Source organism: Streptomyces sp. NPDC047081 (assembly GCF_040643775.1).
In the GTDB taxonomy this organism is placed as follows: domain Bacteria; phylum Actinomycetota; class Actinomycetes; order Streptomycetales; family Streptomycetaceae; genus Streptomyces.
Genome location: NZ_JBEYUY010000008.1, coordinates 219,174 through 239,398 on the forward strand (window position 1 = coordinate 219,174; position 20,225 = coordinate 239,398).

Below are 20,225 nucleotides of genomic sequence, written 5' to 3' on the forward strand. Positions count from 1 at the left end.
CATGAGTGCGCTCGAAGTGTGCGGCGGGGCGGGTGCGCGGGAGGTTTCCGATGGTGGCGGAGAGTACGGCGGGGGCGGGCAGGGGCGGCGAGCCGGAGGCCTCGGACAGCCTGCGGACGTTCGGGGCGGTGCTCCAGGCGCTCCGTGAACACGCCGGGCTGAGCAGGCAGGAGCTGGGCGACCGGGTCGGCTTCTCCAAACACACCATCGCCTCCGTGGAGTTGGGGCGCCGCATGCCGGACCCGGTCCTGGTGGAGGGCTCGGAGGAGGCGACGGGCAACACGGGTGCGCTGCGGAAGGCGGGCGAGTGCCTGGCACGTCAACCGGGGCTGGCGGCGTGGTTCCGGCAGTGGGCGCGGCTGGAGGCGACGGCGATCAGCCTGTACACGTACGAGTGCCGGGTGGTGCCGGGGTTGTTGCAGACCGAGGCGTACATGAAGGCGGTGTCGCTGAGTGTGCCGCCGATCCCGGACGAGGAGGAGCTGGCCGAGCGGGTCGCTGCGCGGCTTCAGCGGCAGGAGTTGCTGTCGGTGGGGCGGAAGCCGGCGTGTGCGTTCAGTTTCATCGTGGAGGAGGCGGTGTTGGGGCGGGGGACGGGTGGGAAGGAGGTGATGCGGGCACAGCTGGACCACCTGCTGGACGTGATCGACCGGCACTGGAACGTGGAGATGCAGGTCATGCCGTTGTGGCAGCCGGACCATCCAGGGCTGGACGGACCGATGCAGCTTCTGGAGACGCCGGACAACCAGTGGTTCGCATACTCGGAGGGGCAGGAGAACGGCCGTTTCATCGCAGACCGGAAATCGATCAGCCTCCTCCAGCACCGGTATGCAAAACTGCGCTCGCAGGCTCTCACCCCAGCGGATTCCAGGAGCCTGCTGGAGCGAATGCGAGGAGCGCTATGAGCAGCAGCACGTCCGAACTGGCCTGGTTCAAGAGCAGTTACAGCGGCTCGCAGGGTGACAGTTGCATTGAGGTCGCGCTGACGCCCGCCGCGATCCACGTGCGGGACTCCAAGGACGAGCAGAGCCCGCAGCTTGCTCTCTCTCCCGCGACCTGGACCGACTTCGTCTCGTACGCCGCCCAGGGCTGACGCCACACAGAATCGTGCCCCGCACCGGATCAACTCCGGTGCGGGGCACGGTCGTTCAGTCGGCCTTCTTGAGCAGTGCCGTGAAGTGGGCGTGCGCTGCGCGCATCTCGTCTTCGCGCTCAGCCTTGTAGAAGGGCGCGGTGTAGCCCTGGGGAGGCTCCTTACGCTCCTTCTCCTCGAACGCCGTGAAGTGCTCGAAGTGCTCCTTGGTCTGGCCGTGCCCGAACGCGTAGGGGTCCTTCGCCAGCTGTCGCCCCGCCGAGTCGAACCACATCTCCGACTCCCGGTCCGCAAGGATCGCGTACCGGGCCTTGAGGACGGCGACCAGTTCGTCCGCGCCCATCCCCAGCCATACGGCGACCAGGGCGTCCAACTCGACCAGCGCGGCCCGGCGTTCGTACTCGGTCCGGAGCGGGGTGTCGTACGCCCAGTCGGAGGTGAGGTGTCCGGTCAGTGGAGCAAGACGGGGCCACTCCACGGCCCAGTCCTCGGTCTCCGTCCAGGTCTCGTCGTAGAGCTCCTTCCAGAGGGGGGCGTAGGCGGTGGTCAGGCAGTTGAGGCGGAGGGTGCGGAGGAGGAGGGGGGTGGCGAGGGGGTGGGTGGGGTCGGCGTAGGGCATTTTCTTGGCTTCGGCGACACGAAGATGCGTACGGCCAGTAATGCGCAGCAGGTAGTCAAAAGGAAGCGACGCCCAGAATCCTGCGTTGAGAGCTGTCTCCCGGTTGGATGACAGCGCCATGGAAGCAACGGCATCGACATGTGCCGGTCCCGGTGGGAGGAGGGCCGCAAACAGGCTGCGTTCCGTGTTGAAGGGAATCATGACCCGCCAGGCAAGCCTGTAGAACCGGGTGTATGACCGGAAGAGCCACAGCCGTTGGCGCAGCAGGTCCTCCTGCTCGTCCTCGGTGAGCTCCTGCTCCTCCTCGGTCAGTACCTGCGCACGGTTCTCCCACTCCTCAGGACCGGGTTCCCAGTCGACCCTCAACCGCGTGTGATCCAGCCAAGCGCTCTGCTCGCCCTCGTACCGCCGCAACGAACAGCTCGCGGGCCGCGCGTAGTTCGTGCGCGGTACGACGTCGGCGGGCAGGTCGGTCAGGTCGTAGCTCGTCCAGTCGTGGTTGCCCCGGCACGGCACCTTCGGGTGCTTGCTGAAGGGGGTGGCGATGCCGAAGTGGGGGCCCTGGAGGACCAGTTCGGAGAGGGTGGCGGGCTGGGTGGCCTGCCAGCTGATGAGGCCGTCCTTCTTGCCATTGGTCTCGTTGTAGCCCTGGCTGATCCGCGGGCGTTCGCCCAGGCGGTCGGTCACGGCGGACAGCGCCTCGATGGCTCCCTGCTCTGCGGTGGTCGTCGGCTGTAGCAAAGCCGCCTGCTGGGAAGGGACTTCCGTCTCACCGGTCAGCCGACGCCACTCGGCCAGCGTGGCCTCGTCGACCTCGATCACGCGTGCCCGGTGGGCGCGGAGATCCCAGCCCCCGGCGTACCGCATCCCCGGAACCTCGCCCTCGCCGTCGTGGTCCAGTGAAGCCGCGAGAGGCTCGACCCCGTAGAGGCGGCTGAGGTTGTCGAAGCGGATGGCGTCCCGCGCACGGCCGTAGATGTGCACGCCGAACTCAGTGTTCCGGCTGGCTTCGAAGGCCCAGTTCCCGACGTTGATGAAGCCCGCGTGCAGCCGCAGGTGCCGGTAGGCGGCCCCACGCAGTCGTCCTTCCTTCACGCCGCCGAAGTGGGTGTCCGGATGAATGAGACCGGCGATGCCCTCGCCCCCGGCGTTGCCCCACGCCCGGCACATGAAGGCCCGGTACAGGTCGGGGCGGGTGCCCGCCAGCACCGGAAAGGCGACCGGCGACCCCAGCATCGCCGAGATCCCGCTCACCCCGGCCAGTTCACCCAGGTAGTACCCCCGTGCGTCCGGGTCCCCCAGCAACTCGTCCTTCCGCCGCTGCCGGACGTCCGCCGCCGGTTTCTCCGTGAGCATGAACCACGGGTCCAGTTCGGCGAGGACTTGATTCTCCACCCACTCGGGCCGCACCCACGGCGGATTCCCCACCTGGAGGTCGAACCCACCCCCTGGCCCCCGGAACACATGCGCGAAGTGCAGCTCCCAGTGGAAGAACCCCTGCCCGTCCTCGGCCTGTATCTCCTTCTCCGTGGGCCCGGCGATCTCCGCCACCGCCCCCAGCCACGGGAACCGGAACGGAATCTCGGCGGGCCGGTCCATGCCCATCTGCGTGTGGATGTCCCGCTCGTACGTCTTCAACTCGGCGAGCGCCTCATCGACGGGCAGCTTGTCCAGACCGTCCAGGAACGTGTTCTCGCCGACATCCTCCGTCCCGAGCAGACACTCCAGGAAGATGATCCAGTCGTCCAGCGTCCTGAGTGGAACGCACTGCGGCCAACGGCCCTCCGCGATCCGGTACTTGCGCCCCTTCGCCTGCCGCTTGCGCCCGTCATCCAGTCCGGCCGCCAGGTCCGCGACCCCCAACGCCTCCTGCTCCCCGTCCGGATCGTCGAAGAGCCCCGCCGCCTCCCAGGCGAGATCCCCGGGGGCGGGCCCTTCGGACGGCTCAGGAGCCGCACCCTCGCTCTCCGTCACGAACACGCCCAGCCGACCCAGATCGCTCTCCCCGACGAGCGCGCCCCCGGTCTCGTACACCCGCTCCGTGCCGTCCAGCCACCCCACCTTGTCCAGCGGCCAGAACCACAGCGCGCACCACGTGTCCATGACCGTCTTCAGTCGCCAGTACGGCGTCCCCGTGGCCGTCAGGTCGTCGAGGATCTGCTGCCGGTCGAGCGCCTCCACCGGCCGCTCCTTCAGCCAGTCCGCCTCCCAGACGTCGATCCGTCGCGCGACCTTCCGCTCGGAGAGTTCGAGCCGCTTGGCGACCAGGCCCCACAGGAACTCGGCCCGGCGGGCGAACCCTTGCAGCTTGCGCAGGTCGGTCTTCTTCTTCGGTGCCTTCTGGATGCCTCTGCGCCAGCGTGCCAGAGCGGAAGCCTCGGCCTCCGCGAGCTTCTTGGCCTCCGGCTCGGACGCCACCGCGCCCCACCCGACCGCCGGCAGCAGGAACTGGTGGACCGCCCCCTCGGGCAACTCCCCGTCCCGGAACGGCAGATCGCGCGGCGCGAGTGGATCCTTCTTCGCGAGCCACGCCCCCTGGGGCAGATCCTCCGCCGCGTACACCTTGCGGCTCGCCCCGATCAGCGAGTTGCCGCGCCGCAGGTGCAGGCCGAACCAGGGCGCCTGCATACCGGGATGCATGGTGTTGAGCCACAGGGACACCTCGGCCAGTTCCACGGCGGTGGCGTTGAGGTCGACGCCGTAGGCGTTGTGCAGGGCGATGTAGGCCTTGGCCTTCTGCAGCTCGACCGGCCGCTGCTCGGGATCGACGCGCCGGCCCACCTCCGCTTCCCGGCGCCGCAGATACTCCTCCGCGAGCTGGTCGATCGCCTCGTTGAGGAACGCGCCGGAGCCGAGGGCGGGTTCGCAGACCTTCCAGCTCAGCAGATCCCGGGCCGTCGTCTCCGCTGTGATGCGATGTTTCAGCGCCAGCTCGACGGTGACCTTGGTGAGGGACGGCGGGGTGTAGTACGACGCCGAGGTCTGCCGGTCACGGCCCGCGAGGCGGTAGACGAACGTACCCCGGGGATACGAGGCCCGCCGCAGCACCCCCGTCTCCTTGTCCTCGCGCTGCACGAACACGTCGTCCGGGTAGTTCTGCACCTTGGACGCGGGGATCATCCAGCTGCCGCCGGACGGATCCCCGCCCTTGGCCACCTCGTACAGGTCCTCCTCGGCGATGAAGCCGGTGTAGGACATCAATCCCTCGTAGACCGCGCCGAGTTGGTTGATGCCGAGTTGGGCGTAGGAGATGAAGCCGCCGCGCTCCCGCCCCTTGCCCTTGGTCAGCATCAGGGCGCGCAGCACACGGTGGAGGGTCTCGTTGCGCAGCCGGGTGTCGTGACGGCCCCGCCCGATGAGGTCGACCGAGCCGTCCCTGAAGAGTTCCGAGCGCAGCGGTTCGAAGCGCAGCCCCACGTCCGCGCTCAGCTCGGCGGCGCGCCGGTGCCGGGCGGCCTCCCGCGCCCGCTCGTCGTGCTCCCGGCGGGAGATGGCGCCCTCGGCGAGCAGATGGGCGGCCTCCTCCTCGGCCTCGATCGCCTCGCGGTCGGCCACCTCGGCGGCCCGGTCCGCCGGCTCGCTGCCGCGCTCACGGTGGCCCTCCTGCACCTTGCGGAAGAGCAGGTCGAGGGACTCGTACAAGTGGAAACCCTGCCGGGAGCGCTCCCCGATCAGGTCGCGTACGACGAGGTCGCCGAGGCGCTGGAGACCGTATCCCTGGTTGTACTCGGGGTAGGCCGACGGCAGGATGCCGAGCGTCGGCTGGGCCTCGGCGTAGAGGAGGAACAGGATCCGGTAGAGGTAGCGCAGCGACTCGCGGCCCAGGCGTTTGGCGAGGCGGGCCGGGTCGTCCAACTGGTCCGGGGTGACGCCCTGTTCGCGCAGTCTCGCGAGCACCTCGTTGGCGATCCACTCCACCGACTGCCGTAGCCCCTCGCGGAGTTCGGTGGAGACACCGACCGCGTGCTTGCCGGACCTGTCGACGAAGTCCGCCAGGGGCGCCGTGCCGCCTTCCGTCGGCGGGCGCATCGAGTCGGCGCCGAACAGGGCGGCGACGGTGTCGAGTTCGCCGCCCGTGCGGTCGTCGCGTCGGTCGAGCGCGACGTCGAGGCTGACGGCGAGGTAGCGGCCGTCGTGCCAGGACATCCGGTCGGCCATGACCACCACACCGCCCACCAACAGCAGGACGTAGCGCGGGGGTTCGTCGCATTCGAGGAGGAAGTCGGTGAGCGCCTTGCCGTCCGTGATGCGGGCCGACGCCTCCAGCTGGACGGGGTGGAGCAGACGGCCGGGGCCGTCCGGGTCCAGGGCCGCGTCCGGGGCGGTGGCCCAGCCGCAGGAGACCGCGGTGACCAGTCCAGGCTCGTGATGCAGGACCTGGACCGGGTACTCGCGGCCCGAGCGGTGCACGGTGATCGTCTGTTCGTGGGCCTGGGCGAAGCCGAGGGAGTGCAGGGTGGCGAGCTGGAGGTCGGTGAGCCGCTTCGCCCAGTTGACCGGGACGAGCGCGTCCGGGTCGGCGGTCGACGGGGCGTCCTGCGCCAGCGCGGCCCGATGGGCGAAGTACGGGCCGTGCAGGGCGCGCAGGCCCTCGCGGGGCGTGCGCGCACGAGGCGGGACCGTCGCCGGGTCCTCGCCCACGCGCTCGGCGTCCGCGACGGCGTCCTTGTACCGGCGGCGCTCGGCCTCCTCCGCCGCCGCCCAGCGGGCCAGCAGGCCGTCCTTGGCCTTGAGGTCCTTGGGCAGGACCTCGGCGAGGTAGTGCGCCGAGAGGTAGTCGCCGTGGTTGACCAGCGAGTCGTACGTCACGTCAGTTCTCCGCGTGGGTCGCCGGACGGGCCGGTTTGTCGAGGACGGCCAGGACCCGCAGCAGAGGCCGGCCGGTCGTCTGCAGCTGGCTGAGGAGATCCGACTGTTTCCTCGCGGTCTCCTCGATCTGCCGCCGCCGGCGGCCGCTGACTCCCGGGAGAGAGTCCTGGTGCCACACGGTCAGCTGCTTGCGGTACTCGGCGAGCGGCTCCTCGATGAGGTCGTCCCACGCCTTCCGGGATCGCTCCAGATGATCGCGGGCCACCGAAACCGCTGCGGGAACAAGGGAGTTGAGGCCCTCTATGTCCCTGGGTCCGCCTGTCACCGCGAGCCGGGGGCCGACTCTGGCCGCCTCCAGAGCGGCGGACAGGGAGCCGACCAGAGGGGTGCTGGGCAGTCCGGTCACCGCCATCCACCGCACCACCGTGGGGCGGCCGAGGGCGTTGGAGTAGATGCCCTGCACGAGGAACGTGGGATGACGGACGTACGGGGAGGCGATGACCGGCGCCTCCTGCCGGCCGAACTGCACGAGCACCTTGTCGGTCAGCCACTCCACCATCGGATGGATGTCGGTGAGGAAGGAGACCTCCGGCCAGTTGGTGTCCCGGCTGTTCTGGGCGTCCTTCAGCTTCCGCCGGGCGAGGGCGCGGTCGAAGGTGACCAGCATCCGCTCGGCCACGCCCTGCTCCTTGAGGTATGAGGGCGGCAGCGCCTTGAGGCGATGCAGCAGATCGGGGGCCTTGGCCGGGGACAGGGCGAGGTACTCGCCACCCCGCTCGGTCTTGAGGTCCTTGGCACGGGACAGGCCGATCAGGTCCTCGGCACGGTCCTCGTACAACTCGGACAGTGCCGCGTCCACGAACTTCGCCGTGTCGCCGCCGAAGAGGCTCGGCACCTCGGCGCGCGCGGGCACCTCGTGCTCGGTGACGGCGTCCACCTGACCGAAGAGGTCCGCGAGGAAGCCGTCGTCCTCGGCGCCCGGAGCCGTGTCGAGGAAGTTCTCGACCGTCCCGCCCTCGACGAGTTCACGGATCAGCCTGCGCTCCTCCTCCTCGGCCCGGTAGTAGCCGGTCTCCGCCTCGGCGGTGCCGTTGAGCTTGTGGGCCTCCTCCTCGCGCTGGAGCAGCTTCTCGGCAACCGTACGGTCGTCCTTGGCGCCGGGGGTGGCGGAGGTGAGGATCAGGGCGCGGAAGCGGGGCTCGTGGTGCTGGCCGTAGCGGTCGATGCGGCCGTTGCGCTGCTCGATGCGGATCAGCGACCAGGGGATGTCGTAGTGGACCAGGTCGTGGCACTGGCTGTGCAGGTTGACGCCCTCGGAGGCGACGTCGCCCGTGAACAGCAGCCGTACCGGGTTCTCCGCGAGGCCGAAGGCGATGATGACCTTCTGCTGCTCGTCGTCGCTCAGACCGCCGTGCATGAGACGGACGGCCGTCGCCTTCTCCGTGGCCTCCTGCGGCGGGAAGCCGAGGCGGGGCGGGACGACCTTCGCGAGCCACTTGAGGGTCTGGACGCGCTCGGAGAAGACGACCGCCCGCTTGTCGCTGCCGGGGCCGACACCGATCTCCTTCAGCTGTTCCACCAGTTTGTCCAGCTTGGCGGAGTCGCCGGGAGCACCGCCGTCGCCGATCGACTCGGTCAGCGCACGCAGCCGTGCGAGGGCCTGCCGCTCGCGCACGACGGCCGGGTCTTCGCCGTCCCGCTTGGCGAGGGTCTTCTCCCTGGTGACGATGGTCTCCTTGAGGGCCACGTGGGAGGACAGGAAGGTCTTCAGCAGGTTGAAGGAGAAGAGCCGGTCGGTGCTGACGGAACGCCTCTCCTGGTCCGCCGTACCGAATGCGACGCTCGTCGACGCGGCCGGCAGCCAGTGTTCGGTCAGCTCCGCGAAGATTCGCTCCTCGGCGTCGGTGGCCCGGCAGTGCAGGGACCGGGTGGGACCACGGTCCGCCCATTCCTCGCCCAGTTCGTCACGGACCTCGGGGCTGATCTTCGTACGGCGGATGAAGAGATGGCCGAGGTCCTTCTCCGGGTCGTAGTGGTCGGGGTTGACGATCGCGGCCGGGTCCAGCAGGGAGATCAGGTCGGCGAAGGAGCGCTTGTCGCCGTTGTGCGGGGTGGCGCTGGCCAGCACCAGCGCGTCGGTGCGGGGCGCGAGGATGTCGGCGAGGGCGCGGCGCTGACTCCCGGGATTGATCAGGTTGTGAGACTCGTCGATGACCACCGCGTCCCACTCGATGCGCTCCAGGTGGTGACGGTACTGGCCGATGTTCTTCAGCGTGTCCACGGAGATGATCACGCGCTTGTAGTGCGTGAACGGGTTGCGGCCGGCCGGGATCTCGCGCTGGATGCGCTGGATGCCGAGCGAGTCCAGTCGTACGAGGGGGATCGAGAAACGGGTCCACAGCTCGCGCTGGAACTGCTCCAGAACGGCCTGCGGGGTCACCACCAGGATGCGCTCGCCCCGGCCGCGGCGGACCAGCTCGGCGAGCAGCAGGCCGATCTCCAGCGTCTTGCCGAGGCCGACGACATCCGCGATCAGGATGCGGGGCTGGAGGTTGCGCATGGACAGCGCCAGCTCGGCCGGACGCTGCTGGTAGACGAGCGGATCGAGGAGGAAGCCGTCGGCCAGGGCGAGGCCGCGCTCAGCCTGTGGAAGAGGCGTCTTGCGCAGGACGGCTTCGAGGAAGAGGCGACTGCGGCGGAAGTAGGAGGAGGTGTCGGGTACCAGGCGGGTGTCCTCCGGATCGAGGAGGTCCACCTGGTCGATCCTCGTGAAGAAGACGGCCTCCTCGTCCCGTACGAACTCCGAGACTCCGACGGCCTCGATCAGATCCCCGTCGGGGGTCGCGGGCTTGACCTGCTTGACGAGCCACTCCTCGTCGCGGACGAGGATCTGTGCGCCCGGTGGGTACCTGGTCTCCCCCTCGCCCTGGGTGCGGGCGTTCCCCTGGTCTGCCACCCGTAGTTCCTCCGTGGCCTGCGTGTTCCGTTGCTTACCGTGCAGAGTCTTTCACGGGGTGGAGCGGGGGCGGAGGGGTCGTGTGGGAGTTGCCGGTCCGCGTCAGGTTCTCGTTCGGACTTTGGGCACGAAAGGGGCGTCGCGCGCGTAGGCAGCGCGGAGCTTTTCGGCGATCCGCAGCGGGGTGGAGAGGCGGCCGAGCGAGTCCCGTGAGGGGCCCGCGGGCTCGGCCTGGTCCTCGTCCGGCTCCGGCCGGCGGTCCGCGGGGGCGGGCTCGTCGTCCTCGGCGGCGGCGGGGTCGACGACAGCGGGGTCGTAGACCTCATCGGTTTCGTCGGGGCGTGGAGGCAGGGGCGGGAAGTCGGGCAGCGGCACGAACGGCGTCAACCCCTCCAGTCGCCGCCTGGCCTGCAACGGTCCCAGCCCGCACCCGCGCATGACGTCCGCGAGCCGTCGGGTGACCGCGCCCAGCGGGGGACGGTCCGAGGGGGCGTGGGCGAGCATCTCCTCGATCACCGGCCGCAGCTCCGGCGGCAGGCCGCCCAGGTCGGGCGGGGTGTCCGGGTCGTCGATGCGCAGGGCGACCGCCTGCCAGGTGTCGCCCGTGTAGGGGTAGTGGCCGGTGGCGGCGTACAGCAGGACGGCGCCCAGTGCGTACACGTCGGCGGAGCGCTTCAGCCCGTGTTCGCCCCGGGCCTGTTCGGGCGGCATGCACAGCACCGAGCCGACGACGAAGCCGGTGGCGGTCAGCTGGGTGCGGCGCTCGGCGAGGACGGCGAGTCCGAAGTCGATGAGCTTGGGCCCGCGCTCGGACAGCAGGATGTTCTGCGGTTTCAGGTCGCGGTGCAGGAGCCCGGCGCCGTGGACGGTGTTCAGCCCTTCCGCGAGCAGGGCGCCGAGGCTGGCCGTCTCGGCGAGGGGCAGGGGGCCGTTGTCCGTGATGAAGGACCGCAGGTCGGGACCGTGGACGTAGTCGACCGCGAGCCACGGCCGCTCGGCGTGGGGGTCCGCTCCTTCGAACTGCGCGACGCAGTTGCCGTACACCGTCTTGAGGTTGTCGACCTCGACGACGAACCGCGCACGCGTCTCCTCGTCGAGGACGGACGGCTTGATCACCTTCACCGCGACCAGATGGCCACCGGTCGACTCGCCGAGGTAGACCTGTCCCATGCCGCCGGCACCGATCCGGGCCCGCAGCGTGTATCCGCCGATCTCCGCCGGGTCGTCGTCCTGCAGTGGTTCCACTGGCCGTGGGCCTCCCCATGTCGAGTAGCGAACTCCTGTCACACCTCATCGTGCAGTCTAGTGAGATGAGAGGGAACACCCTCCCATCCGTCCGCAGCGCACGAGGAGCCCGTCGTTGAGCACACCGCCCACTCTGCTGTCCCGCTCCAAGCCGCGTCTGCGGCGGGCGATGGAGATCCTCGCGGCGGAGGAGGGCGGTCTGCACTTCAGCGAGTTGTGGCAGCGCGTCGTCGCCGAGTTTCCGCTTGATCCGGACGAGACGGAGATACGGGAGGCCGCGAACGAGACCAAGGGGCAGAACACCTGGATGTGGCAGACGTCCGACTGCGTGTACGCGGGGTTGATCGTCAAGCGCAACGGCATCTGGTCGGCCACCAATCTCGCGCGGTACCAGTTGGCTGCCCGCGCCGACCCTCTGGCCTTCCACGAGGTTCCGAGGCAGGCGTTCTCTTACTGGCAGTCGCATCGGGCCGGCTACGCGTACGCCGCCCGATTGTGCGGAGCCGTCCGTCCGGGGCACTGGGTGGCGCTCGGGGACCTGGCCGCCGAGACCGGGCTGGACCGGTCCCTGTTCGCCGCCTGGTTGTGGGGGACGCGTCCCAAGGGCTGGTACCGGGTGCTGGACGAGGACGGCCGCGTACCGGAGGAGATCCACGCGAACGATCGTGAAGTGGCAGAGTATGCGGGCCATTTCCGCAGTGAAGGAGCTACCGAGGGTTCCGGCAGCTGGGGCACGGAGGTCGCCGTCGCGGACCTGAAGCAACTGCTGGCGGCGGAGAGCGCGCGGCGCGGCAGTGGTCAGAGCGCCTGGCTGATCAGCGCGGACGCCTCGTCGGCCGCTGAGCAAGTTCAGGAATGGCTCGACGAGGGCTTCTGCTCACTCTCCGCCGATCTGGACGAACTGCCCGGTACCACCTCGCCTGAGGAACTGGCCGTCGTCGTGGAGAACCGGTACGCGCGCATTCGCTCGAAGCAGCAACGTGCCCGTCTGGCCGAAGACTTCGACCGATTCCTCAATCTCGTACGTCCGGACGACCATGTAGCCGTGGCCGGCGAGGGCAAGCTCTGGCTGGGTACCGTCACGGGCGACGCGGAAGTCGAGCATCATGCCGAGAAAGGCAACCGGCTGCGTCGCCCCGTCCAGTGGCTCACCGTTCCCTTCGACGAGAAGGCGTTGCCGGAGGAGTTGCAGGCCCAGCTCTCCAGCGAGCACGACGTCGTGGACCTGACCCAGTTGCTCGACAAGGTCCGGGCCCTCGCCGATGCCGCCGACGTCGGCCCGGAGGAGGAGGCACCCAAGCCTCTGCAGACCCCCAGCGTCACCCTGCCCCGGCCCACCCAGGCCCTTTCCGAGGAACTTCTCGTGCCCATGGAGTGGTTGGATGAAGTGTCCGAACTCCTCGCCGAGCGCAAGCAGTTGATCTTCTACGGCCCTCCCGGGACCGGAAAGACGTTCCTCGCCCTGCACATCGCCGAGCATCTGGCAGGTGACCGGCGCGCGGTGAAGCTGGTGCAGTTCCATCCGTCGTACGCCTATGAGGATTTCATCCAGGGCTATCGGCCCGTCCAGCACTCCGCGGGAGACACGACCCAGGGCTCACTCGGATTCGAACTGCGCAACGGCCCCTTTCTCAACCTCGTCGAAACGGCCAGGGCGAATCCGACCACCCCTCACTTCTTCGTCATCGACGAGATCAACCGGGCCAACCTGGCGAAGGTGTTCGGCGAGCTCTACTTCGTTCTCGAGTACCGCAGGCGAACGGTGGACCTGCAGTACTCGGGTGAATTCACGATGCCGTCCAACGTCTTCGTCATCGGCACCATGAACACCGCAGACCGGTCCATCGCGCTGGTCGACGCCGCGATGCGCCGCCGTTTCGCGTTCCTCCCGCTCCACCCGGACGATTCTCCGACGCGCGAGCTGCTCGCATCCTGGATCGCCAGAGAGCATCCGGACTTCGAGGAGGACGTGGCGTTGCTCCACCGCACCCTCAACTCCCGTATCGAGGACAAGGAGTTCAAGCTCGGCCCTTCGTACCTCATGCACGCCTCGGTCTACCGCGACGGCGGTCTCGAACGGGTGTGGCGCACCGCGATCCTGCCTCTTCTCGAAGAGCACCACTACGGCGATGGCACGGATGTCGGTCAGCGCTACGGCCTCGCGGCGATCCGTCGTGCCGCCGCGACGGCGACCGAGGCGGCGCGGTGAGTTTCACCGAGCGCCTCGAACTTACGGAACACGGCCGCTGGGTCCCTGCCCGGCTATCCCCCTCGACCGGACAACTGCTCGCGAAATCAGGGGTCGTCGAGGCGCGGCCCGACGCCTTCGATCCGACCCACTGGGAGGTACGGGCGCTGGCCAAGGTCGGGGCGGTACAGATCGCCGGAGTGGAGGTGTCCATAACGCCAAAGATCCCGATCAGACGCCTGTTCTTCCTCCTCGGGTACACGGCCGACCCGACACGCGGTTGGCGAGCCGAGGAGGACCTCGTGGCCACCGGCGCACACGAGGGAGTCGTGCCGGCCGTCGCCCACGTCTTCGAGCGGCTCGCCGACCGTGCCCTGCGGCAGGGGCTGTTGCAGGGCTACCACGCAGTCGAGGACGCGCTTCCCGTCGTACGCGGACGCATTCGCACCGCCGAGCAGATGCGGCGCCACCATGGCATTCCACTACCCGTGGAAGTGGGCTACGACGAGTTCAGCACCGACATCCCGGAGAATCAGCTGCTCCTCGCCGGAACCGAGCGGCTGCTGCGGCTGCCCGGAGTTCCCGTTCCTGTACGGCGTCGGCTGCTGCGCCTGCGCACCAGGCTCGCAGAAGTCAGCCCTCTGGTGCCCGGACACCCGCTGCCGAGATGGCAGCCCAACCGCCTCAACACGCGTTACCAAGCACCTTGCCGGTTCGCTGAACTGGTCCTCGACAGCTTCTCCGTCGAGCACCGATACGGTGACGTCCGTATCGATGGCTTCCTCCTCGACCTGGCGAAGGTCTTCGAGGACTTCGTCTGCACCGCTCTTACTCAGGCGCTGCGCCCGTACGGCGGTACATGCCGCACGCAGGCACGGCATCACCTGGACGAGAGTGGCGAGATCCTGTTGAAGCCGGATCTGCTGCACTACTCGGACGACGGGACACCGAGCGCCGTCGCTGACGCGAAATACAAGGCGCAGAGACCGGAAGGATTTCCGGAGGCCGACCTGTACCAAATGCTGGCGTATTGCACTGCACTCGGCCTGCCTGCCGGACACCTGATCTACGCCAGGGGGAATGAACTGCAGGCGAGGCACACGGTCCGCGGCACCGGCACTGTGATCTACCAGCACTCATTGGAACTCGATGAGGAACCATCTCGCATCCTGGCGGCAGTGGAGCGTATCGCCGGATGCGCGGCTCAGGACACCGACCGTAGCCCTGTATGACCCGCACCAGGCACTTCTCGCCATCACACGGCCGCGAGCGCCGGCGCCCCCTCGGACCAGATGCCTTTCATCAGAGTCCGCCGCTGTTCGGACGCCGGCAAACGGCGGAAAACATCCGGCAGTTCGCGGTATACGCAGTCAACGCCATAGCGGTGCAGGAACGCTATGTCCTGAGGCTCCGGGAGTTCGGGGAAAAGGGCGGTGAGGCATTGCGCGGGAGACGGGCTGTGCGGGGCGTAGTCGAGGAGTTGGGCTAGGGCCTGTCGTACGTGGCCGTGCCCCGCAGCGCTCTTGGCCTCGATCACTTCCGTCCCGCCTGCTCCTTCGAGGTACATGTCGCTGATGCCGGACGGGCAGAAGAATCGTCTGGCGGCCCGACCGCGCTCGCCCAAAAACTCGCGGTACTCACGGACGAGTTGCGCTTCCCGGCGGTCGACGACAATGAGGCGCCGGGTTCGCCGGTACCCGGTCCGGCTGGTACGGAGCTCTTCCATGGCGGCGATCCGCACCGGATCCCGATCCGGCGTCACGATCTGCTCGGCTGTCCCTGGGGCGGCCGCCCCAGGCGTGATCATGAAGTTTTCGAGGACCGCCTGTGCCTTGTCGCCGCGGAGCACCATCTGCCCCGGATAGCTGAAGGTCGGCTTGTAGTCGATGACCGCGTTGAGTTCCTCGTACGGGATCTCCGCCTGGACCAGGTCGAGGAGACTGTAGACGGTGTGCCAGCCCGCCGCCCCCGCTTTCGGCGGCCACAGCAGATCGGCGACCGCGCGGTTACGGAAGACCGCTCCCACTTCGCCTATCGCCCGCACCTGGTTCTGGCCGGTGAAAAGAACGACATCGCCTGTGGTGACATCTGCGAACTTCTTGTCGTGCGCGGGGGTCGCGCCCCAGAACCTGGCGCGGCCTTCGGGATGGAGAGCCCGGAGCCTTTCCCGCTGCTCGGGGGTGAGCAGGGCGTCGCAGCGAGGCACGGTGAAATCCACTTCGCGTTGGACCGTGTCCGCCCAGTGACGCCGCGTCTCGGAGCTGCCGTACGACGGGGATATGAGAACCCGGATCATGCGCTCCATTCTCACTTAGAGCTGCAACTCCTGTCCCGCACAGGCCGCTTCGAAGAGTTCCTCGGCTCGTGTGACCAGCCGCGTGAGGGTGTCAGGGCTGGAGTCCGTCGACAAGGACGCGAGGAGGTCGTCCACGTCGCGCAGCCCCGCGCGCTCCAGCAGTCGTTTCTCGTTCGTCACCCACTCCCCCCGCCCCGCCAGCACCGCGTGCCCCGTCTGGACCGCGGCTGTGGCGATCGCGCCGGCGAGTTCCGTGAGGCGGGCTGCCGGGGCGTGGTTGGTCTTTGCGTAGGTGAGGGTGGCGTGGGCGGTGCCGCGCCAGCGGGTGGCGGCGGCGGTGCGGAGCTTCTGCGGGTACGTGGCTGGGCGGGGCAGGTCGCCGCGGAGGGTGCGGTTGATCGCCAGTTCCGCGGCGATCAGGTACGTCGGGATCCCCGCGAGGTGGAACATCAGCGGTTCCACCCGGAACCGCCCCTCCTCCGCCTCCCCCAACTCCCGCTCCACGACGTCGAGATCGCGGTAGTGCACGTCCACGCGCCGCCCGTCGATCGTCAGCCACGCGCCCCCGTTGAAGACACCGCCGCCCCAGCCCCCGACCTCCGAGACCTCACCCTCCCAACCGACGGCCCGGAGGTCGTCGGGATCGAAACGGCCCCGGTAGTAGATCGCCAAGTCCCAGTCGCTGTCGGGCCGGTGAGTGCCCTGGGCCCGGGAACCGCCCAGGGCTACGGCCTGGACGCTGGGGAGGGCGGCGAGGCGGTCGGCGGTCGAGTCGAGGAATGCCGGGTCGGTGAGGGCGGGCATGGGCGCGGCTCCTGCGGGGGGGGTGGTGGTCGGATGGGCGGGGGCGGAAGGTGGCTCTTACTCAACAAGCAGGCGGGTCATGAGCGCCGCGTACGCCTCCGCCGGCGTGCTCCCGCCTCCCGCCGCGTCCGGGTTCTCGGCCCAGAACGTCATGCAGGGCACGTCCTCCCCGTCCCACCCGTCCGGCAGCGCGTCGAGCGGGCCCGGGAACGCCAGCCAGGCGCCGGGTTCGTAGGCGCCGCCGTAACGGGACTCGATGACGGTGACCGGGTGGAGCGGTGGGAGCGGTGTCCGGCGAGGGCAGAGGGCGGCTACGAAAGGTTCGTCGACGGGGATGCAGGAGTCCGGCCAGTCCACGCCCGTGAACCAGAGCAGAGCGTCCAGGGGCGTGGTGGCAAGGTGCTCCACGATCCTGCGCGCCGCCTCCCTCTCCTCCTCGGACATCGTTCAGGACTCCCAGAGGTCTCGGTGCCCGTGCGGCCCGGCTAGAAATCCGCGGCCGTGAAACGTCCCAGGTACTTCGTGCGCATGCAGGCAAGGCTGGCCGTCAGGCGCGCACCCGTCGAATGGTTATCCGCCGCCCTACCTGAACCGCGGGTTGTGGGTCACGTCGTGGAAGCACGCGCTCGGGCTGGCCCGGCTCTCGTATCTCCCGCGATACGAGGTCGGCGAGAGCGCGGCGGGCGACCAACTGACCTTTTCGACGCGCGGCCCGGACGCGGAAGCGGTCCCGCTCCTCGTCGCCGGGCGGGCCGGCGGCCGGCTACTGCTGCGGGAGACCGAGCAGTACGGGCGTACGGCGGACGAGCGCGACGCCGTACGGCTGTACGCGCGCGCCACGCTCGCACTGCACCTCGCCGCGCGCGGGTGACCGTTGGCGAGAGGGGAGGAGGAATGGGCCAGGGCCGGCTGTCGTGCGACATCGGGCAACCGGAGGGGCTGGCCTACAAGATCGGGATCTTCGAGCGGGTGGCCGCGGAGGACGGCTGGCGGGTGGAGAGTCCGTACGCCGGGCGGTCGGCCCTCGGCGTGCCGGACCCCGTACACGGAAATCCGGACGCGGAACACGGGAATTCGGATGCGGAACGCGGAAATTCGGATGCGGATTCGTTCGGCGGACCGGACCATCGGTGAGTTGTTGCCCTACGTCCAGTACCCCCCTGCCCGCCCAAGGAGCCGCCGCATGATCCAGCGTGTCACCTCGCCCGCGCTCTTTCCGCCGCCCCGTTACTCCCACGCCTCCATCGTCGAGGCCGGTACGAAGCTCGCCTTTCTCGCCGGGTCCGTGCCGCTCGATACCGAGGGGAAGCTGGTCGGTGAGGGGGATCCGGTGCGGCAGGCCGAGCAGGTGCTCGTGAATCTCCAGGAGCAACTGCGCTCCATCGGAAGCGACTTGGCGCATGTCGTCGCGACGGATGTCTACGTCGTGAGCAACGAGCCCTCGGCCCTGTCCGCAGTCTGGGAGGTCGTCGAGGCGTCCGGGCTCAGCACCGGGCCTCATTCGTCGACGCTGATCGGCGTCAACTGCCTCGGATACACAGGGCAGTTGGTGGAGATCACGGCCACCGCCGTCGTCCCCGAGCGGGCGGACGCGTGAGTCTCGCCGGCACCGAGGTGATCCTTCGCCGGGCCGCCGCTCCCGACGCCCTCGCCGCGGCCGACGTCTGGCTGCGTTCCTTCGCCGCCGCGTTGCCGACGGTGGTCAGCCCTCGGTCCGCCGACGAGGTGCGGGGTTACTTCCGGGAGGTGGTGGTGCCGTCGCTGGAGACGTGGGTGGCGTCGGTGACCGGTGACGAGGATGCGGACGGTGTCGTCGGGGTCATGGTGCTCGACGGAGACGAGCTCTCCCAGCTGTATCTCGATCCCGGCTGGCGCGGGCGCGGCATCGGCGACCGGTTCATCGGGCTGGCCAAGGAACGCAGTCCGGGCGGACTCGGCCTCTGGACCTTCCAGGTCAACAAGCCCGCCCACCGCTTCTACGAGCGGCACGGCTTCGTCGCCACCGAGTACACGGACGGGAGCGGCAACGAGGAGCGGGAGCCGGATGTGCGGTATGTGTGGCGGCCCTGAACAGCTCTGAACAGCCCTGAACACCCGCGCCCGGTTCAGCCGGTCGCGTTGCGCGCCAATTCGAGTGCGTACGACGGCCACCACTGTCCCGCCGGGGGCCCGCCCCGGCACGTGCCGTCCGACTCGCCCGGCCGTTTGATCCAGAGGTAGGCATCGAGGAGGGCGTTGTCCGTGCGGGTCGTGGGCGGGGTGCCGAGGGCTCGGCCGGGCGGGTTGCACCAGGCGTCCGTCGCGCTCGTGGCACTCGTCGTATCGCCCGCCCCGGCATACGGCCCGTTCCCGTTGCGGCTGGTGTCGATGACGTAGTGCTTGCCGGCGAGGTCCTTCGACAGCCAGTTACCGTACGCCGAACTCGCCTTGTTCGTCTGGAAGTTGGAGACGTTCAGGGCGATTCCGTCGGCGCGGGCCACGCCCGAGGACTTCAGGGCCTCGACCTGGCGCCAGGCGTCGGGGATCCAGCTGGAGTTGCCCGCGTCGAGGTAGACGTGCGTGTGCGGCTGTCGTTTGAAACGGTCGATGGCGTACGCGAGCAGGGCGTACCGCTCGGCCGCCACGACCCGGGTGCAGCCCGCGACCACCTGGGACACGGCGTCCGGTTCGACGATGAGGTAGGCACCCCGGTCGCCCAGCGCCGCCGCGAACTGGTCGACCCAGACCCGGTAGTCCGCCGCGTCGGCGGCGCCGCCCGTGGAGTACTGGCCGCAGTCGCGGTTCGGGATGTAGTACGCCACCAGCACGGCGAGCCGGCCGGCCCGTGCCGCCGCGGTGGTGCGGGCACGGACCACGGGGCCGGGGTTGGGGCCGTTCAGCCACTCGGCCTGGGGGTGCAGGGCGATGCGGTCCATGAGCGCGGCGTCCGCGGCACGGCCGTCCCGGCGCCAAGCGGCCACCTGTTGCGCGGCACGGGAGTCGGGGTCGACCCAGAACGGCGACGACGTATCGCCCGCTCCCCTGGAAGCGCCGGTACAGCAGGCCCCGGCCAGCAGCGCGGCGAGCAGCGTGCGCCCTACCGACCCGGGGCGAGGTCGCCCCACTGATCCGGGGAGAGACCGCCCCACCCACTCGGGGAGACGGGAAGACAGGGTCCTGGCCACCGGGCGACTCCGTTCCCGCCGCCGAAAGCACCGGGCGGGCGGGGCGCGGGGCCGATCCGGCGGCGACGCACTGGTCTGACGACATCGACGACGCCTGACGAGATGCTCGTCCTGACCGGAGTCTGCGGGACCAGGCACGCCCGCCCCGGCGCACGCCCACCGAGGTCGCCGCAAGATCACCCCGACGGCGGCCGAATCCGCCGGGCCCCGACGCCCTGCGCTCCACTCACGCCCTGCTGGCCTCGGTCGCGATGATCTCGGCTCCCGGGTAATTGTCGGCGACGGTGATCACTCCCCCGCACCCACCCACGCACGGGCTCAGCCCACCGCCCCGCCCCGCGTCACCGCCAAACCCTCCGCTTCGCCACCGGCCGAGCCCAACTCCCCGCCCGGCTGGTCGTAAGCCCCAACCCCACCAGCGATTCAGCCAGCTTCACCGCCGCCCCGACCCCGTCGACCACCGGCACCCCGAGCTTCTCCCCCACGACCCGCTGCAGCCCGGTCATCCCGGCGCACCCCAGCACCAGCACCTCCGCCCCGGCCTCCCGCGCCCGCTCGGCCGCCGCCAGGAAGGCCGCCTCCGTACGATCGGCGTCGCCCAGGTCCAACACGCCGAGCCCGGTGCCGACGACGGCGGCACAGTTACGGCCCACCCCCGCCAGCTCCAGGCTGTCCTCGATCTGCCCGCACGACCGCTCCAGCGTCGTCACCACCCCGTACCGCCGCCCCAGCAGACAGGCCAGATGTGCCGCTGCCTCGGTGATGTCGACCACCGGTACGTCCACCAACTCCCGTACGCCTTCCCGCCCGTGCTCGCCGAACCCGGCCATGACGACGGCGTCGTACGAAGGCCCCTCATAGGTCCGCAGCAGGTCGATGACGGCCGCGGCCGACAGATAGCTGTCGAGCCAGCCCTCCGCCGATTCGGGTCCCCACGCGGGAGTGAGTCCGAGCACGGTGGTGCCCGGGCCGGCAGCGGCCCGGGCACCTCGTACGATCTCCTCGGTCATCTCCTGCGTGGTGTTGCAGTTGGTGACGACGATCCGCACGT

The 20,225-nt window shown here is 69.5% G+C and carries 16 protein-coding genes; 8 read left to right on the forward strand and 8 right to left on the reverse strand.

What is annotated here, in order from left to right; genetic code table 11:
- Positions 1-50: 50 nt before the first annotated feature.
- Positions 51-905 carry a helix-turn-helix transcriptional regulator gene (locus ABZ848_RS17915; RefSeq protein WP_360832465.1) on the forward strand — a complete coding sequence of 285 codons (855 nt, stop codon included), beginning with the start codon at positions 51-53 and terminating at the stop codon, positions 903-905.
- Positions 902-1,093: a DUF397 domain-containing protein gene (locus ABZ848_RS17920; RefSeq protein WP_360832468.1), complete on the forward strand. Its 192-nt coding sequence runs from the start codon at positions 902-904 to the stop codon at positions 1,091-1,093. The genes ABZ848_RS17915 and ABZ848_RS17920 overlap by 4 nt, the downstream gene beginning before the upstream one ends.
- A gap of 55 nt (positions 1,094-1,148) precedes the next feature.
- Here ABZ848_RS17920 and ABZ848_RS17925 read toward each other — a convergent pair whose 3' ends face one another.
- The 3 genes from ABZ848_RS17925 to ABZ848_RS17935 form a co-directional block, all read right to left on the reverse strand.
- Positions 1,149-6,521: a DNA methyltransferase gene (locus ABZ848_RS17925; protein ID WP_360832471.1), complete on the reverse strand. Its 5,373-nt coding sequence runs from the start codon at positions 6,519-6,521 to the stop codon at positions 1,149-1,151.
- A 1-nt stretch (position 6,522) separates the two neighbouring features.
- A complete protein-coding gene (locus ABZ848_RS17930; protein WP_360832474.1) occupies positions 6,523-9,477 on the reverse strand; it encodes an SNF2-related protein in 2,955 nt (984 codons plus the stop codon).
- A gap of 102 nt (positions 9,478-9,579) precedes the next feature.
- Entirely contained in the window at positions 9,580-10,722 is a 1,143-nt protein-coding gene (locus ABZ848_RS17935) for a serine/threonine-protein kinase (protein WP_360832477.1), read from the reverse strand.
- Between the two features lie 214 nt (positions 10,723-10,936).
- Between ABZ848_RS17935 and ABZ848_RS17940 the strand changes: the two genes are divergently transcribed.
- A complete protein-coding gene (locus ABZ848_RS17940) occupies positions 10,937-12,931 on the forward strand; it encodes an AAA family ATPase (RefSeq protein WP_360832480.1) in 1,995 nt (664 codons plus the stop codon).
- Positions 12,928-14,142, forward strand: a complete 1,215-nt coding sequence (locus ABZ848_RS17945; RefSeq protein ID WP_360832483.1) for a restriction endonuclease — start codon at positions 12,928-12,930, stop codon at positions 14,140-14,142. The genes ABZ848_RS17940 and ABZ848_RS17945 overlap by 4 nt, the downstream gene beginning before the upstream one ends.
- A 23-nt stretch (positions 14,143-14,165) precedes the next feature.
- On the opposite strand, the gene ABZ848_RS17950 is transcribed toward ABZ848_RS17945, so the two are convergent.
- From ABZ848_RS17950 to ABZ848_RS17960, 3 genes are read right to left on the reverse strand one after another with little or no spacing between them, the layout of a single operon-like run.
- Positions 14,166-15,206, reverse strand: a complete 1,041-nt coding sequence (locus ABZ848_RS17950) for a hypothetical protein (protein WP_360832486.1) — start codon at positions 15,204-15,206, stop codon at positions 14,166-14,168.
- Positions 15,207-15,221: 15 nt separating this feature from the next.
- On the reverse strand, positions 15,222-16,010 hold the full coding sequence (locus ABZ848_RS17955; RefSeq protein WP_360832489.1) for a nucleotidyltransferase domain-containing protein: 789 nt from the start codon (positions 16,008-16,010) through the stop codon (positions 15,222-15,224).
- A gap of 57 nt (positions 16,011-16,067) precedes the next feature.
- Positions 16,068-16,454, reverse strand: a complete 387-nt coding sequence (locus ABZ848_RS17960) for a hypothetical protein (RefSeq protein WP_360832492.1) — start codon at positions 16,452-16,454, stop codon at positions 16,068-16,070.
- 154 nt (positions 16,455-16,608) lie between these two features.
- Here ABZ848_RS17960 and ABZ848_RS17965 point away from each other — a divergent pair, with 154 nt between their 5' ends.
- Genes ABZ848_RS17965 through ABZ848_RS17980 form a run of 4 tightly spaced genes read left to right on the forward strand, consistent with a single transcriptional unit; the run spans position 16,609 to position 18,080 of the window.
- Complete coding sequence (locus ABZ848_RS17965; protein ID WP_360832495.1) at positions 16,609-16,881, forward strand: hypothetical protein; 273 nt, start codon at positions 16,609-16,611, stop codon at positions 16,879-16,881.
- 23 nt (positions 16,882-16,904) lie between these two features.
- Positions 16,905-17,144 carry a hypothetical protein gene (locus ABZ848_RS17970; protein ID WP_360832497.1) on the forward strand — a complete coding sequence of 80 codons (240 nt, stop codon included), beginning with the start codon at positions 16,905-16,907 and terminating at the stop codon, positions 17,142-17,144.
- Between the two features lie 49 nt (positions 17,145-17,193).
- The gene (locus ABZ848_RS17975) at positions 17,194-17,607 is read left to right on the forward strand and encodes a RidA family protein (RefSeq protein ID WP_360832500.1); all 414 of its coding nucleotides are present in this window, start codon (positions 17,194-17,196) and stop codon (positions 17,605-17,607) included.
- The gene (locus ABZ848_RS17980; RefSeq protein WP_360832503.1) at positions 17,604-18,080 is read left to right on the forward strand and encodes a GNAT family N-acetyltransferase; all 477 of its coding nucleotides are present in this window, start codon (positions 17,604-17,606) and stop codon (positions 18,078-18,080) included. The genes ABZ848_RS17975 and ABZ848_RS17980 overlap by 4 nt, the downstream gene beginning before the upstream one ends.
- A 35-nt stretch (positions 18,081-18,115) precedes the next feature.
- Here ABZ848_RS17980 and ABZ848_RS17985 read toward each other — a convergent pair whose 3' ends face one another.
- Positions 18,116-19,066 carry a glycoside hydrolase family 6 protein gene (locus tag ABZ848_RS17985; protein ID WP_360832885.1) on the reverse strand — a complete coding sequence of 317 codons (951 nt, stop codon included), beginning with the start codon at positions 19,064-19,066 and terminating at the stop codon, positions 18,116-18,118.
- A gap of 449 nt (positions 19,067-19,515) precedes the next feature.
- Positions 19,516-20,223, reverse strand: a complete 708-nt coding sequence (locus ABZ848_RS17990; RefSeq protein ID WP_360832506.1) for an aspartate/glutamate racemase family protein — start codon at positions 20,221-20,223, stop codon at positions 19,516-19,518.
- Between the last annotated feature and the right edge of the window lie 2 nt (positions 20,224-20,225).